The sequence below is a fragment of the Streptomyces sp. YJ-C3 genome, from assembly GCF_053891275.1.
The window spans coordinates 8560520-8574628 of the sequence record NZ_CM132685.1; the positions used below are offsets into that span (position 1 = coordinate 8560520).

Here is a 14109-nt window from a genome sequence, read left to right on the forward strand (position 1 = left end):
CGGGGAAGAAAGAGAGCCCCCTGTCGGATTCGAACCGACGACCTACGCATTACAAGTGCGTTGCTCTGGCCATCTGAGCTAAGGAGGCAGCCCGAGCAGTGTAACCAACCCGGAACCCTGCCCCTCGAAAATTTCGGCGAATCTCACAGGTCCCGACCTACTGACAGACCGGCCACCCCCCGGGTACGGTCCGATCAGTTCACCCGCGTGGACTAAACCAGTGCTTCACGCCGCTGCGGCAGCAGCCGTGGCGGCCCCACCTTTACAACGGATCGTCCGGCACGTTCCTGCCGGTGAAGGGGGCTTCACAGCCATGGCTTCTGTCACGTTCGACAAGGCGACCCGCGTCTACCCGGGTTCCACCAAGCCCGCGGTCGACGGCCTGGACATCGAGATCGAGGACGGCGAGTTCCTCGTCCTCGTCGGTCCCTCCGGCTGCGGAAAGTCGACCTCCCTGCGCATGCTCGCGGGTCTCGAGGACGTCAACGGCGGAGCGATCCGCATCGGTGACCGCGACGTCACGCACCTGCCGCCGAAGGACCGGGACATCGCCATGGTGTTCCAGAACTACGCGCTCTACCCGCACATGTCCGTCGCCGACAACATGGGCTTCGCGCTCAAGATCGCCGGTGTGAACAAGGCGGAGATCCGGCAGAAGGTCGAGGAGGCCGCGAAGATCCTCGACCTCACCGAGTACCTGGACCGCAAGCCGAAGGCCCTCTCCGGCGGTCAGCGCCAGCGTGTGGCGATGGGCCGCGCCATCGTGCGTGAGCCGCAGGTGTTCCTCATGGACGAGCCGCTGTCGAACCTCGACGCCAAGCTCCGTGTGTCCACCCGTACGCAGATCGCGTCGCTGCAGCGCCGCCTCGGCATCACCACCGTCTACGTCACCCACGACCAGGTCGAGGCCATGACGATGGGCGACCGCGTGGCGGTCCTCAAGGACGGTCTGCTCCAGCAGGTCGACTCGCCGCGCAACATGTACGACCGCCCGGCCAACCTCTTCGTCGCCGGCTTCATCGGCTCTCCCGCCATGAACCTGGTCGAGGTCCCGATCACCGACGGCGGCGTGAAGTTCGGCAACTCGGTCGTCCCGGTCAGCCGTGAGGCCCTCAAGGCCGCCTCCGACAAGGGCGACACGACCGTCACGGTCGGCGTCCGCCCGGAGCACTTCGACATCGTCGAGCACGGTGGCGAGGCCGCGAAGACCCTCACCAAGGACGCCAGCGACGCCCCGGCGGGCCTCGCGGTCTCCGTGAACGTGGTGGAGGAGCTCGGCGCCGACGGCTACGTCTACGGTGCCGCGCAGGTCGGCGGCGAGCACAAGGACCTGGTCGTCCGGGTCAACGGCCGCCAGGTGCCGGAGAAGGGCGCCCAGCTGCACGTCGTGCCGCGTCCGGGCGAGACCCACGTGTTCTCGACGTCGACGGGCGAGCGCCTCTCCGACTGACACCTCCGAAGTCGCCCGCAGGGCCCCGCGCTTCGGCGCGGGGCCCTGTGCGTACGCCCACGTTGTCGACAAATACCCCGGCAAATAAGACATTTAGGCCAGTGGCGTCAACGCCTAGGCAAAGAAACGTAGTTGTCCGTCGCTCGGTCGAGTGACTAAATGTCGCCAAATCATCACCGACCGCTACGCTCACTCGCGTGACGCACTCCGCTAACTACACCCAGAAGCCGCGCCGAGCCCGGGGCCGGGGCCCCGCCCGCCGCGCCGCCCGCACGCTCGCGTTCGTCCTGCCGGTGATGCTGGTGCTCTCCGGGACGCTCGCGGTCACCCGAGTCAACTGGTCCGGGAGCTCCTCGGACTCCATCCTCACGGCTTCCTCACAAGATGTCTCCGCGCGCGCCAAGTCGCGCGCCCCCCAGGACATCCTGCGCGACCGTCTCCTCCAGGAACTCCAGGAGGAGAACCCCGGCGTCGCGCTGACCCATCTCCAGCAGGAGATCGACCGCCGTCCCTCGCTCGCCAAGCACTGCATGTCGATCGCGAAGGCCCTGGGCCGCGCCGCCGTGCAGGCGTACGGACCGGCCCGCGCGCAGGGGTACGCCCGCCCGGTGTGCGACACCTCCTTCGCCTCGGGGGTGGCCGGCTTCCGCGCCTGAGCGCCCATGAGCTCGCGACAGCCCCGGCGGGCCGTGCGCACGTACAGTTCCGGTCATGACGACCGCTGAACCGGCCGCGCACGGCCCGCACTCGTATCCGCACCGCCCCACGCAGGCCGTCGTCCTGGCGGGCGGCCAGGGCTCGCGCCTGCGCCCGTACACCGACGACCGGCCGAAGCCCATGGTGGAGATCCCCGGCACGGGGACGCCGATCATCGGCCACCAGCTGACCTGGCTCGCCGAGGAGGGCGTCACCGACGCGGTCGTCTCCTGCGGCCATCTCGCCGAGGTCCTCCAGGAGTGGCTGGAGGAGGCCGAGCTGCCGCTGCGCGTCACGACGGTCGTCGAGAAGGAGCCGCTGGGCCGCGGCGGCGGCCTGAAGTTCGCGGCCGCGCACCTCCCCCACCAGGACCGCCCCTGGTACGCGACGAACGGTGACATCTGGACCCGGTTCTCGCTGCGCGAGATGGCCGACTTCCACCACGAGCGCGAGGCCACCGCGACCCTGGCACTGGCCCGGCCGCGCATCCCCTGGGGAGCCGTCGAGACGGACGCGTTCGGCCACATCACCGACTTCGTCGAGGCCCCGCCGTCGCCGTTCCTCATCAACGCCGGCCTGTACGTCTTCTCCCCCGAGTTCGCGTCCCTGCTCCCGGACCTCGGCGACCACGAACGCACCACGTTCCCCCGCCTGGCCCGCGCCAAGAGCCTGGCCGGCTTCCCGATCCCGCAGGGCGCGTACTGGCGGGCGATCGACACGGCGAAGGACCTCAGAGAGGCCGCCAAGGAGCTGTCCGCGCTGGGGCGTTGACCTCCGAGACGCATACGGCGACGGGGCCCGCACAAGAATCGTGCGGGCCCCGTCGCCGTACGGGAGGAACCGGATCAGCCGAGGATGCCGCCCACCAGGCCCGGCTTCTTGTCGGCGCCACCGTCGGAACCGCCGGACGACGAGCCGCCGTCCGAGGTGCCGCCGGTGCCCGTACCGCCGGACGTCGGCGCGCCACCGGTGCTGGCCGGGGGCTGCTGCGGCGTCGTCTGCTGCGGCGGGGCCTGACCGGCCGTGGTGCCCTGCGTCTGGCTGGGCGTGGTGCCCGCGCCGGTGGTGCCGGCGGTCTCCCGGGCGGCACCGCCGGGCGCACTCGGCGCGCCGGACGGGCTCGCCGTGGTGCCCTGCGTCGGGGACGACTCGGCCGCCGACGGGCTCGTGGACTGGCGCTGCTTCTTGCCGGGCTCCGAGGGAAGCGGGGAGCCGGGCAGCTCGTTGCGCGGGGCGTCGCCGGGGCCGGGCGCGGTGACCCGGTCGGCGTCGCGGACGGCACCGCCGAGCAGCGAGCCGATGAGCAGCGTGCCACCGATGACGAGCGTCGCGATGACCGTGCCGCGGCGCAGCACGTAACGGCGCAGGTCCCACAGGGCGGTGCGCGGTCCGAGCCGCCGCCAGGCACCGCCCGCGAGCCGTCCGTCGATCGAGTAGACCGGGGCACCGGCGATGATCAGCGGCGACCAGGCGGCGAGGTAGATGATGTCGGGCGCGTCGTAGACGGGGACGGTCTTCCAGCTGACGGTGAGCAGCAGCGCGGCCGAGAGCAGCGCGCCGAACACGGCGGCGACCCGCTGCCACAGGCCCAGGACGGTGAGCACACCGACGATGACCTGCAGGAACGCGATGACGAGTCCGGCGCCGACCGGGTGCTGGAGCGCCCAGTCGCGCATCGGCTCGGCGAGCGCCCACGGGTGCAGCGAATTGAGCCACTTGACCATGGAGCCGCGCTCGCCGCCGTCGAAGTAGACGGGGTCGCAGAGCTTGCCCATGCCCGCGTAGATGGAGATGAATCCGAGGAAGACGCGCAGCGGAAGGAGGACGACGCCGAGGTTCATCCGGCGTCCGGGGTAGTAGGCGTGCCGGACGGGGCCGTAGCGCCGGGCGGCGGTGGTCTCCTGCTCCGACTCGTCGTCGGGTCCGTCGAACTCCTCGTCGTCGTAGGGGAGCCGGTCGAGCTCGCCGGTCTCCTCGAAAGCGCTGCCCGCCTGCCGCATCTGCTGCGGCAGGATCCGGGGGCCGTCGCCGCCCTGCCCGACGACGGGCGTCTGCGCGGTGGGCTCACCGTCGTACAGATCGAGGTCGTCGGCGAGGTCGCGGTCGAGGTCGACGCGCGGGATGACCTGCGTGGCACCGCCGTCGTCCGGCTCGCCCGCGCGCCGCGCGGACTGCAGGAGGCCGCTGGCGGCGAGGTCCCCGCCGCTCATGACGACGCGGCGCCGCCGGGCACCCGGGGTGCCCGCGGCCGTGATGACAGGGACGCGCGTGGTCGCCGCGTCGGCTCCGGAAACGCGCAGGGCGTTCATGTGCCGTGCGATGCGCGGGAGTTGCGTCTGCTGCGCCCTGGGAAGCTGCACGCGGAAACTCGCGTGGTTGACGATGACCTGCGCCGGGTCGCACGGAACCTTCACCATGCTCAGCGCGGGAGCGTCGTCGAATCCCGACGAGCGGTCCCCCGAGGGTGTGCGGGGCGTTCTGGTGTCCACACTCATCTAACCGAGTGATGTGTGTTTAGGACACTGCCTTGACCGCACCGAAATGTCCGGGCCCCGTCAAGGTCATGGGGCCCGGACCGGACGGAGGGCTCAGGCGCGGCGGCGCGCCGCCTCGTACAGCACGACTCCCGCCGCGACACCGGCGTTCAGCGACTCGGCGCCGCCCGGCATCGGAATGCGGACCCGGAAGTCGCACGTCTCGCCGACCAGGCGGGACAGGCCCTTGCCCTCGCTGCCGACCACGATGACGACCGGGCCGCTGAGTGCCTCCAGGTCACCGATCTCGTGGTCGCCGTCCGCGGCCAGGCCCACGATGGCGACGCCGGCCTTCTTGTACTGCTCCAGGGCGCGCGTCAGGTTCGTCGCGCGCGCCACCGGAGTGCGCGCGGCGGTGCCCGCCGACGTCTTCCAGGCGCCCGCGGTCATCCCGGCCGCGCGGCGCTCGGGCACGACGACCCCGTGCCCGCCGAACGCGGAGACGGAACGGACGACCGCGCCGAGGTTGCGCGGGTCGGTGACCCCGTCGAGCGCGACGATCAGCGGGTCCTGGCCCTCGTCGTAGGCGGCGGCGACCAGGTCCTCCGGGTGCGCGTACTCGTACGGCGGGACCTGGAGGACGAGGCCCTGGTGGTTGAGCCCGTTGGTCATGCGGTCGAGCTCGGGGCGGGGGGCCTCCATCAGGTGGATGCCGCCGCGCTCACCGGCGAGCTGCAGCGCCTCGCGCACGCGCTCGTCGTTGTCGATGAACTGCTGCACGTACAGGGTGCTCGCGGGCACGCCCTCGCGCAGCGCCTCGACGACCGGGTTGCGGCCCACGACCATCTCGGAGGCCGACTTGCCGCGCGGGCCGCCGGTGCGGCTGGAGGGGCGGCGGGCGGCCTGCTTGGCCTGGGCATTGGCGATGCGGTTCTTCTTGTGGCCCTTGCGTGCCTCGGCGGGCGGGGTCGGGCCCTTGCCCTCCAGGCCCTTGCGCCGCTGGCCGCCACTGCCGACCTGCGCGCCCTTCTTGCCGGACATGCGGCGGTTGTTGTTGGCGGCCATGACCTACCTGTCTCTTACGTGAATGTGTCGGTGTACGTCTATGAAGTGTGCCGCCCGATCGCGCGGGCGGCACATTCACCGGATGTCAGCGCGGTCCGAGGGACCAGCGCGGCCCCGACGGGCTGTCCTCGATGACCAGGCCGGACTGGCCGAGCTGGTCGCGGATGGCGTCGGCGGTGGCCCAGTCCTTGCGGGCGCGGGCCGACTCGCGCTGGTCGAGCACGAGCCGGACGAGCGTGTCGACGACGCCGTGCAGGTCCTCGCCGCGGTCGCCCTCGCCGGCCCAGTGCGGGTCGAGCGGGTCGAGGCCGAGGACGCCGAGCATGGCGCGCACCTCGGCGAGGCGGGCGACGGCGGCTTCCTTGTCGTCGGCCGCGAGCGCCGAGTTCCCCTGCCGGACCGTGGTGTGCACGATGGCCAGGGCCTGCGGGACACCCAGGTCGTCGTCCATCGCCTCGGCGAACGCGGGCGGCACCTCGTCGGCCGGGTCGACGACCCCGCCGGCCTTCTCCGCCACGCGCTGGATGAAGCCCTCGATGCGCGCGAACGCCGACTCGGCCTCGCGCAGCGCTTCCTCGCTGTACTCGATGGTGGAGCGGTAGTGCGGGGTGCCCAGGTAGTACCGGAGCACGATGGGCCGCCAGTGCTTGACCATCTCGGAGACGAGCACCGAGTTGCCCAGCGACTTGGACATCTTCTCGCCGGACATCGTGACCCACGAGTTGTGCACCCAGTACTTCGCGAACTCGTCGCCGAAGGCCTTGGCCTGCGCGATCTCGTTGTCGTGGTGCGGGAAGATCAGGTCGATGCCGCCGCCGTGGATGTCGAAGGCGGAGCCCAGGTACTTGTGGGCCATCGCCGAGCACTCCAGGTGCCAGCCGGGCCGGCCCCGGCCCCACGGCGTCTCCCAGCTCGGCTCGCCCGGCTTCGCGGACTTCCACATGGCGAAGTCGCGCGGGTCGCGCTTGCCGGTCTCGCCCTCGCTCTCGGGCTGCAGCAGGTTGTCCAGCTCCTGGTTCGACAGCTCCAGGTAGCCGGGGAAGGACCGCACGTCGAAGTAGACGTTCCCGTCGGCCTCGTACGCGTGGCCGCGCTCGATGAGGCCGCGCATCATCTCGACCATCTCGGTGACGTGGCCGGTGGCGCGCGGCTCGTACGTCGGCGGCAGGCAACCGAGCGCCGTGTAGGCGTCGTTGAACGCCCGCTCGTTCTCGTACCCGATCGACCACCACGGCCGGTTCTGCTCGGCCGCCTTCTTGATGATCTTGTCGTCGATGTCCGTCACGTTGCGCACGAACGTCACGTCGTAGCCGCGGTACGTGAACCAGCGGCGCATGATGTCGAAGTTCAGTCCCGACCGGATGTGCCCGATGTGCGGGGCCGCCTGGACGGTAGCGCCACACAGGTAGATCGAGACACAGCCCGGCGTGAGCGGGGTGAAGTCACGGATCTGCCGGGCGCTGGTGTCGTACAGGCGAATAGTCACCCCTCCAGGGTAGTGGGCCCGGAGGGGTGCCATGGGCCCGCCGGTGTCACAGCCTGCCGACGACCTTGCGTGCCCTCACCCGTACGACGACCCGCTGGGCGTCGTCGGCGGACGTCGGGTTGAACTCGGCGTACTTCTTGCCGGTGTACTTGAGGGACAGCTCGTCGATGAGCTCCTGGCCGCCTTCGGTGGTGATGTCGGCGGTGCCGCGGATCTCGGCGTACGTGTACGGGTTGTCGGCGGGCTGCACCAGGACCGTCACGCGCGGGTCGCGGCGCAGGTTCTTCTCCTTGCGGCGGTCGACGGTCGTGGAGAACAGGACGTCGTCGCCGTCGCGCTTGACCCACACCGGGGAGACCTGGGGGCTTCCGTCGGGCTGGATGGTGGCGACGTTGATGAAGACCTTGCTGTCGAGCAGTGCCTTGAGCTCGTCGGACAGCTGGGCGGACATGTGCTCACTCCTTCTCGGAGGACTTCTCGGGGGTCGGTTGACGCGTACCCGATCCTGCGGGAACACCCCGGGGCGCCGCGGCATTTCGCCGCCGATTGCGCGCGGGTGTCACCCACCGGGACAGGACCGCCGAGGCCAGCGGAACCGCCGCGAGCGCCGACCAGAGCGCGGGCGCGGGCAGGGTGAGCAGCGCGCCCGTGGCGGCGCTGCCGGCGAGCACGGCGAGCCCGGAGACGGAGGAGAGCGCGCCGGTGGCGAGGCCGAGGTGCCGTTCGTCGACGAGGTCGGGGACGAGGCCGCGGGCCGCGGGGACCAGGAGCATCTGGCCGAGCGTGAGCAGGACGACCAGGGCGCAGGCGGGCGCCAGGGCGTACGCGCCGTGCCGCGGGAGCCAGGCGGCGCTCGCCGCGACCGCCGCGAATCCGGCGGCGACGAGGACGAGTCCCCGGGTCAGCGCGGTGCGCGGGGCGAGGCGGCCCGCCGACCAGCGGGTGACGGGCAGCTGGGCGCCGACCACGAGCAGGGAGGAGAGGGCGAACAGCGGGCCCACCGCGTCCTGCGAGCCGGTGGTGCGGGTGAGCTCGACGGGCAGGGCCAGGTAGAGCTGGTTGTAGGCGATGAGGTAGCCGCTGTACGCGAGGCAGAGCGCGAGGAAGCGGGGGCGCGTGAAGAGGCCGCGGACGGCCCCGGCAGCGGCGGCGGGCCGGGCGCGTTCGGGCTGCCGGCGCGGCATGAGGCGGGCGTGCCCGGCCAGGACGGCGACGAAGACCAGGGCGCCCGCCAGGCACGCGGCGCGGAACCCGGCGAACAGCAGGGCCGTGCCGAGCAGCGGTCCGAGGAACGCGCCGGCCTGCCCGGCGGCCGAGAAGACACCGAGGACGTGGGCGCGCGGGAGGCCGGTGGCGCGCTCGTGGCGGACGGCCTCGCGGGCCGTCTCCGACTCGACGGCCGGGGAGAACAGGGCGGCGGCGAACCCGACGAGGACGACCGCCGCGACCACGGTGGCCGTGGTCGCGGCGAACGCGAGCCAGACGAATCCGGCGATGCGCAGGGCGCAGCCCGCGAGCACCACCGGGCGCGGGCCGAACCGGTCGGTGAGCGCGCCGCCCACGACGAAGAGGCCCTGCTGGCTGAAGGTCCGCAGGCCCAGGACCAGGCCGACCGCCCAGCCCGCGAGCCCGATGCCGTCGGTGAGGTGGGTGGCGAGGTAGGGCAGGACGGCGTAGAAGCCGAGGTTGAAGCAGAGTTGGGTGACGGTCAGCATCAACAGGTAGGCGTTCAGGTCGCCGATGCGCAGCCGTCTCGAGTGGGCCCGGTTCACGGGCGGTTCGCCGTGGCGGGTCCGGTCGTCCGCCGGGTGCGGCGCCGTCGTGGCCTGCCGCGCCGGTCCCCGCGCCCCTGGGGAGCCGATGCCAGCGCCACCATCGCGCCGACGCACGCCAGCGCCGCCGCAGGGGCCAGGACCGACCACGGCGCCCGTTCCGCGTACGGCAGGTTCTCCATCAGGAGGCGGCCCCATTCGGGGGCGGGCGGCTGGGTGCCGAGGCCGAGGAAGCTGAGGGAGGCGAGGGCCAGGGTCGTGGGGGCCAGGCGCAGTGCCGCGTGCCGGGCGACCGGCGGCAGCACCCCGGTCAGGACGTGGTGGCGCAGGATGTGCCACGGCCCGGCGCCGTGCACGAGGGCGGCCTCGACGTGGCCGGAGGCCCGCTCCGTCTCGGCGAGGGCCGCGGTGTGCGCGGCGAGCGGCGCCCAGCCGACCGCGGCGACGGCGACGGCCGCCCCGGTCATGCCCGCGCCGAAGAGACCGGTGACCAGGAGCCCGGCGAGGATCGCGGGCAGCGCGTTGGCGACCTCGGTGAGACCCGCGGTCCAGCGGGCCAGGCCCAGGGCCACCCCGGCGACGAAGCACGCCGCGCACACCGCCGCCGCGACGGCGAGGGTGCGCAGGGCGCCGTGCCCGAGCCGGGCGAGCACGTCCCGGCCGAGCGCGTCCGTGCCGAAGGGGTGCGCGCCGGACGGCGGGGCGAGCCGCGCGGCCAGGTCGACCTGGAGCGGGTCGCGGGTCAGCCCCCACACGATCACCGCGAGGAGCGCGACGGCCAGGGCCCCGGCCGCGTACCGCCGTGCGGGCCCGCCGCCGCGCTGCGGGGCCAGGCCGGGCAGCGCCCCCGCCTTCAGGGCCGGGCCGAGCAGGCGCCGCCGGACGAGCCCGACGACGACGGCGGCCGTCACCCCGAGCGCGAGGAGGACGATCAGGCAGCCCTGCAGGAGCGGCAGGTCCAGGTCGAGGGCCGCGGCGACGGCGGTGCCGCCGAGCCCCGGGATCGCGTAGACGGCCTCGACGGCGGCCGCGGCGCCGGTCAGGCCGACCACGGTGAGGCCCGCCTGCGGCAGCACCGCGGGCAGGGCGCGGCGCGCCGCGTGCCGGGCGATGCGCGCGCGGGGCATGCCGTTCGCCCGCCAGGTCCGCACCCAGGGTTCGGCGAACGCGGCGGGCAGCGCGTCCTGCCCGAGCCTCCCGAGGACGGCGCCCGCGGGGATGCCGAGGGCGAGCGCCGGCAGCACGGCCGAGGCGGGCGACTGCCAGCCCTGCGCGGGGAACCAGCCGAGCCGTACGGCGAAGAGCGTCGCGAGGACGGAGGCGAGCAGGAACTCGGGGAGCGCGGCGAGGATCCCGGCGCCCACCCCGTTCGGCGGCCGGGTGGCGCCGCGGCGCAGCGCCGGCAGGCACAGGGCGACGGCCACGACGACGGCGACCACCATCGCGTACGCCATCAGCGACACCGACACCCCGAAGGCGGCGGACACGTCGGCGCCGACGTCGGCGCCGGTCACCCAGGAGGCGCCGAGGTCGCCGTGCGCCAGGCCGCGCAGCCACTGCCCGAGGAAGGTGAACGGGCCCTCCCCCAGGCCCAGCTGATCGCGCACCTCGGCGAGCTGCCGCGGGGTCGTGGGCGCGTCGCCGTAGCGCGCGTGCAGCACGGTCAGCGCCGGGTCGGTGCGGGTCAGCCAGGGCAGCAGCGCGGTGACGGCGAGGAGTCCGCCCGCGGCGAGGACCCGTCCGATCGCGGTCTTCATGCGGAGCGCGTCTCCAGACCGACGAACTGTCGCTCGTAGGGGTCGAGGACGACTCCGCGCACCCCGGCGCCGACGCCCTGCAGATGTTCCTCGTGGACGACCGGCACGGCCGCGTCGGTGCGCAGGATCGCGGCCTCGGCGGCGAGCACGGCCCGCTGCCGTTCGGTCCCGGCGAGCCCGGCGGCCGCGCGCACGGCGGTGTCCACGGCCGGATCGCGCAGCTGGGAGATGTTGAAGCTGCCGCCGCTCGTGAAGTCGGAGGCGAGGTACGAGACCGGGTCGCCGGTGTCGAGCGCGGTGGAGCGCGACATCAGGAACGCGTCGTAGTCCCCGTCGAGCGCCCCGGCCTCCAGGCGCGCGTAGTCCTTGACGACGAGCCGCACCCGGAACCCGGCCCGCTCCAGCTGCTGCTGGAGCGCGGCGGCGACCTCGGGCAGCTCGGCCCGGTTGGTGTACGTGGCGAGGGTGAGGCGCTGCCCGCGCGGCGTCGCCGCCTTCGCGCGGCCGGTGACCGGGAGCTGCTTGCCGTCGGCCCAGGCGAACCCGGGGCCGAGCAGGCCGGTGGCGCGCTCGGCGTACCCCTCGTAGACGCTGCGCGCGAGCGCCGAGGTGTCCATGGCCTCGCGCACGGCGGCCCGCAGCCCGGCGTCGGCGAGCGGCCCGGTCCGCGTGTTCAGGTACAGGGTGGTGGTGCGCACGGTGGCGACCTTGCGGGCCCGGTCGCCGAGGACCAGGGCCTGCGCGGCGGGCACGAACTCGGCGAGCTCGATCTGGCCCGAACGCAGCGCGTTGGCGCGGGCGTTGTTGTCGGCGACGAAGGTGACGTCGACGCCGCGCGCCGCCGCCTTCCCGGCCCAGTGCCCGTCGAACCGGTCGAGCGTCGCGGACACCGCGCCGTTCAGCCGCGTCAGCGCGAACGGGCCGGTGGCGTGGCCGACGGGGTCGACCGCGCCGTCCTTCCCGTACGCGGCCGGGGAGAAGACGGCGAGGGACGGGTTGGCGAGCCGTGCGGGCAGCAGCGGATCGGCGGCGCCGGTGCTGATCCGCACGGTCCGCTCCCCCACCGCGCTCGCGGTCAGCTCCACGTCGCTGAGCACGCGCGGCCGCACCTCGGCCCGCCCGGCGGCCCGCAGCGCGCCGACGACGGCCGGCGCGGTGACGTCCCGGCCGTCCTGGAACCGCGCGCGGCGCAGCGTGAACTCCCAGGTCCTGGAGCCCGTACGGGTCCACTTCGCGGCCAGCGCCGGATGGATCACCCCGTCGGTGTCCATGCGGGTGAGCCCGTCGACGACGGCGAGCCGGCTGAGCAGTAGCCCGTCGTCGCCGTACGGGGACAGGCCCTGGGTGGGCGCGAAGGCGAGGTCGACGGCGATCCGGCCGCCGCGCGCGGTGCCGGTGAACGAACCGCAGGCACTGGTGAGCCCGATCCCGGCCGCCGCCAGCAGAAAGCCGCGGCGGCGCATCAGGCGACGGGCACGGGGACCGGCGCGGGCAGCGGCAGTTCGAAGTGGACGATGCCCTGGCCGCCGCCGGGCAGCTCGCGCTCGTCGCAGACCTCGTGGGCGAGGGCCCGCCAGAACGGTTCGGCGCCGGTCACGGCCGGGTCGGTGTGCAGGTAGAGCCGCTCGTATCCGCCGACGGCCGCGGCGAAGTCGGTCAGCTCGCGCACGAGGGCGCGGGCCAGTCCGTGCCGCCGGTGCTCGGGGCGTACGTAGATGCGGCACAGCTGGGCGGTGCTGCCGGACGGGAAGCGGTCGGCGACCCACTGCGGGTTGGGCGGCGCGGCCGGGCCGCGGTCGCGCACCCCGCCGGTGGCGACGATCTCCCCGCTCGGCACGTGCTCGGCGACGAGCAGGGTGCACCGCTCGGGGCGCAGATAGGCGGTGGCCGGGTCGATGATGTCGGCGTGCCAGCGCGGCACGTACCCGGACCTCAGATCGCGGTACACGGTGTCCAGCATGACGGCCCGGGCCCCGTCCACATCGCCGTCACCGGCCACGCGGATCACGTATTCACCCATTGCCTGACACTGCCTCACCACGACCGGACACCTGCCCAGCCATGCTAACTGCAACCGATGTGCAGCAAGCCGCCGGTCAGGAGCCGGCCGGGGTCCGCACCACCAGCGCGGTCGCGATCGCCATCAGGCCCTCGTCCCGGCCGGGGAAGCCGAGCCCGTCGGTGGTCGCGCCGGACACGGAGACCGGCGCCCCGGCCGCCTCCGACAGCACCTTCTGCGCCTCGTCGCGCCGCTTGCCGATCTTGGGGCGGGGGCCGACGACCTGCACCGCGACATTGCCGACGGTGAACCCGGCCTCGCGCACGATGCGCGCGGCCTCGGCCAGCAGGGTCAGCCCGCCGGCGCCGGCCCACTCGGGCCGTCCGGTCCCGAAGTGCTGCCCGAGGTCACCGAGCCCGGCGGCCGAGAACAGGGCGTTGCAGGCGGCGTGCGCGACGACGTCGGCGTCGGAGTGCCCGGCGAGCCCGGGCCCCTGGCCCTCCCACTTCAGCCCGGCGCACCACAGCTCACGGCCTTCCTCGAAGGCGTGGATGTCGGTCCCGATGCCGACCTGCGGAAGGACCATGTGGCCAGAGTGGTCAGAACCCATCGTTGGCCCTCCTGCGGGCGAGTACGGCCTCGGCGAGGACCAGGTCGAGCGGTCGCGTCACCTTGAACGCCTCCTCGTGCCCAGGTACGAGCACGACCTGCAGCCCGAGCCGCTCGACCATGCTGGCGTCGTCGGTGACGTCGTCGGTGACGGTCTCGTGGGCGCGCACGAGCGTGGCGTGGTCGAAGCCCTGGGGCGTCTGCACGGCGCGCAGCCGGGCCCGCACGGGCGTCGCGACGACGGGCTCGGGCGAGCCGTCGGCCGTCGGCACGACCTCCTTGACGGTGTCCGCGAGCGGCAGCGCGGGCACGACGGCCGGTGCCCCGTCGCGGACGGCCTCGATGACCGCGTCGACCGTGTCGACCGGGACCAGCGGCCGGGCCGCGTCGTGCACGAGCACGATGTCGATGCCGGGCGGCAGCGCGTCGAGCCCGAGCTTCACGGACTCCTGGCGCGACTCGCCGCCCGGTACGACGGCGAAGTCGGTCCGCTCGGGCAGGGCGTGGTCGGCGAGCAGGCTCTTGACCTCGGCGGCGCCGTCCGGCGGCGCGACGACCACGACGAGGGAGACGGAGCGGGACGCCGCCATGGCGCGGACGGCGTGGATCAGCATCGGGGTGCCATTGAGCGCGCGGAGCGCTTTGGGGGCGCCCGGACCGAGGCGTACGCCCCGTCCGGCGGCCGGAATCACGACCGCGGTGCGGGCGCCACCGGCAACGGGACGCGTTTCGTCAGACATCGCTTCCGTTCAGGTTTGTACGCTCGGGGGTGGTGGGTATGGCCACATCGTGTCGGGCGCG

Annotated in this window: 13 protein-coding genes and 1 tRNA gene; 3 read left to right on the forward strand and 11 right to left on the reverse strand. The window is 73.5% G+C overall.

Annotated features, from left to right (window positions below):
* Positions 1-14: 14 nt before the first annotated feature.
* A tRNA-Thr gene (locus tag ACVHNB_RS38770) sits at positions 15-88 on the reverse strand.
* Between the two features lie 225 nt (positions 89-313).
* Here ACVHNB_RS38770 and ACVHNB_RS38775 point away from each other — a divergent pair.
* From ACVHNB_RS38775 to ACVHNB_RS38785, 3 genes are all read left to right on the forward strand, one after another.
* Positions 314-1450, forward strand: a complete 1137-nt coding sequence (locus tag ACVHNB_RS38775) for an ABC transporter ATP-binding protein (RefSeq protein ID WP_428953902.1) — start codon at positions 314-316, stop codon at positions 1448-1450.
* Between the two features lie 197 nt (positions 1451-1647).
* Positions 1648-2106, forward strand: a complete 459-nt coding sequence (locus ACVHNB_RS38780; protein ID WP_428953901.1) for a hypothetical protein — start codon at positions 1648-1650, stop codon at positions 2104-2106.
* A gap of 55 nt (positions 2107-2161) precedes the next feature.
* Positions 2162-2917 (forward strand): nucleotidyltransferase family protein, encoded by a 756-nt coding sequence (locus tag ACVHNB_RS38785; RefSeq protein ID WP_428953900.1) that lies wholly within the window; start codon positions 2162-2164, stop codon positions 2915-2917.
* A 74-nt stretch (positions 2918-2991) separates the two neighbouring features.
* Here ACVHNB_RS38785 and ACVHNB_RS38790 read toward each other — a convergent pair whose 3' ends face one another.
* The 10 genes from ACVHNB_RS38790 to ispD form a co-directional block, all read right to left on the reverse strand.
* Positions 2992-4641, reverse strand: coding sequence for a DoxX family protein (locus ACVHNB_RS38790; protein ID WP_456226976.1), 1650 nt, complete (start codon positions 4639-4641; stop codon positions 2992-2994).
* 93 nt (positions 4642-4734) lie between these two features.
* Entirely contained in the window at positions 4735-5685 is a 951-nt protein-coding gene (rlmB, locus tag ACVHNB_RS38795) for a 23S rRNA (guanosine(2251)-2'-O)-methyltransferase RlmB (protein ID WP_428953899.1), read from the reverse strand.
* Positions 5686-5770: 85 nt separating this feature from the next.
* Positions 5771-7171 carry a cysteine--tRNA ligase gene (gene cysS, locus ACVHNB_RS38800; protein ID WP_428953898.1) on the reverse strand — a complete coding sequence of 467 codons (1401 nt, stop codon included), beginning with the start codon at positions 7169-7171 and terminating at the stop codon, positions 5771-5773.
* Positions 7172-7217: 46 nt separating this feature from the next.
* Positions 7218-7622, reverse strand: coding sequence for a PPOX class F420-dependent oxidoreductase (locus ACVHNB_RS38805; protein WP_428953897.1), 405 nt, complete (start codon positions 7620-7622; stop codon positions 7218-7220).
* A gap of 4 nt (positions 7623-7626) precedes the next feature.
* Entirely contained in the window at positions 7627-8886 is a 1260-nt protein-coding gene (locus tag ACVHNB_RS38810) for an MFS transporter (RefSeq protein WP_428957626.1), read from the reverse strand.
* Between the two features lie 53 nt (positions 8887-8939).
* Entirely contained in the window at positions 8940-10700 is a 1761-nt protein-coding gene (locus tag ACVHNB_RS38815) for an ABC transporter permease subunit (protein WP_456226977.1), read from the reverse strand.
* Positions 10697-12163: an ABC transporter substrate-binding protein gene (locus tag ACVHNB_RS38820; RefSeq protein WP_456226978.1), complete on the reverse strand. Its 1467-nt coding sequence runs from the start codon at positions 12161-12163 to the stop codon at positions 10697-10699. The genes ACVHNB_RS38815 and ACVHNB_RS38820 overlap by 4 nt, the downstream gene beginning before the upstream one ends.
* Entirely contained in the window at positions 12163-12720 is a 558-nt protein-coding gene (locus tag ACVHNB_RS38825; RefSeq protein ID WP_428953894.1) for a GNAT family N-acetyltransferase, read from the reverse strand. The genes ACVHNB_RS38820 and ACVHNB_RS38825 overlap by 1 nt, the downstream gene beginning before the upstream one ends.
* A 76-nt stretch (positions 12721-12796) precedes the next feature.
* Positions 12797-13285, reverse strand: a complete 489-nt coding sequence (gene ispF, locus ACVHNB_RS38830; RefSeq protein ID WP_428953893.1) for a 2-C-methyl-D-erythritol 2,4-cyclodiphosphate synthase — start codon at positions 13283-13285, stop codon at positions 12797-12799.
* 13 nt (positions 13286-13298) lie between these two features.
* Entirely contained in the window at positions 13299-14048 is a 750-nt protein-coding gene (ispD, locus tag ACVHNB_RS38835; RefSeq protein WP_428953892.1) for a 2-C-methyl-D-erythritol 4-phosphate cytidylyltransferase, read from the reverse strand.
* Positions 14049-14109 lie beyond the last annotated feature (61 nt).

What these genes read in the sequence shown, in the direction of transcription:
- ACVHNB_RS38775 (WP_428953902.1), top strand. Translation starts at nt 314, where the DNA reads ATGGCTTCTGTCACGTTCGACAAGGCGACCCGCGTCTACCCGGGTTCC.
- ACVHNB_RS38785 (WP_428953900.1), top strand. Translation starts at nt 2,162, where the DNA reads ATGACGACCGCTGAACCGGCCGCGCACGGCCCGCACTCGTATCCGCAC.
- ACVHNB_RS38790 (WP_456226976.1), bottom strand. Translation starts at nt 4,641, where the DNA reads ATGAGTGTGGACACCAGAACGCCCCGCACACCCTCGGGGGACCGCTCG.
- rlmB (WP_428953899.1), bottom strand. Translation starts at nt 5,685, where the DNA reads ATGGCCGCCAACAACAACCGCCGCATGTCCGGCAAGAAGGGCGCGCAG.
- ACVHNB_RS38805 (WP_428953897.1), bottom strand. Translation starts at nt 7,622, where the DNA reads ATGTCCGCCCAGCTGTCCGACGAGCTCAAGGCACTGCTCGACAGCAAG.
- ACVHNB_RS38810 (WP_428957626.1), bottom strand. Translation starts at nt 8,886, where the DNA reads ATGCTGACCGTCACCCAACTCTGCTTCAACCTCGGCTTCTACGCCGTC.
- ACVHNB_RS38815 (WP_456226977.1), bottom strand. Translation starts at nt 10,700, where the DNA reads ATGAAGACCGCGATCGGACGGGTCCTCGCCGCGGGCGGACTCCTCGCC.
- ACVHNB_RS38820 (WP_456226978.1), bottom strand. Translation starts at nt 12,163, where the DNA reads ATGCGCCGCCGCGGCTTTCTGCTGGCGGCGGCCGGGATCGGGCTCACC.
- ACVHNB_RS38825 (WP_428953894.1), bottom strand. Translation starts at nt 12,720, where the DNA reads ATGGGTGAATACGTGATCCGCGTGGCCGGTGACGGCGATGTGGACGGG.
- ispF (WP_428953893.1), bottom strand. Translation starts at nt 13,285, where the DNA reads ATGGTCCTTCCGCAGGTCGGCATCGGGACCGACATCCACGCCTTCGAG.
- ispD (WP_428953892.1), bottom strand. Translation starts at nt 14,048, where the DNA reads ATGTCTGACGAAACGCGTCCCGTTGCCGGTGGCGCCCGCACCGCGGTC.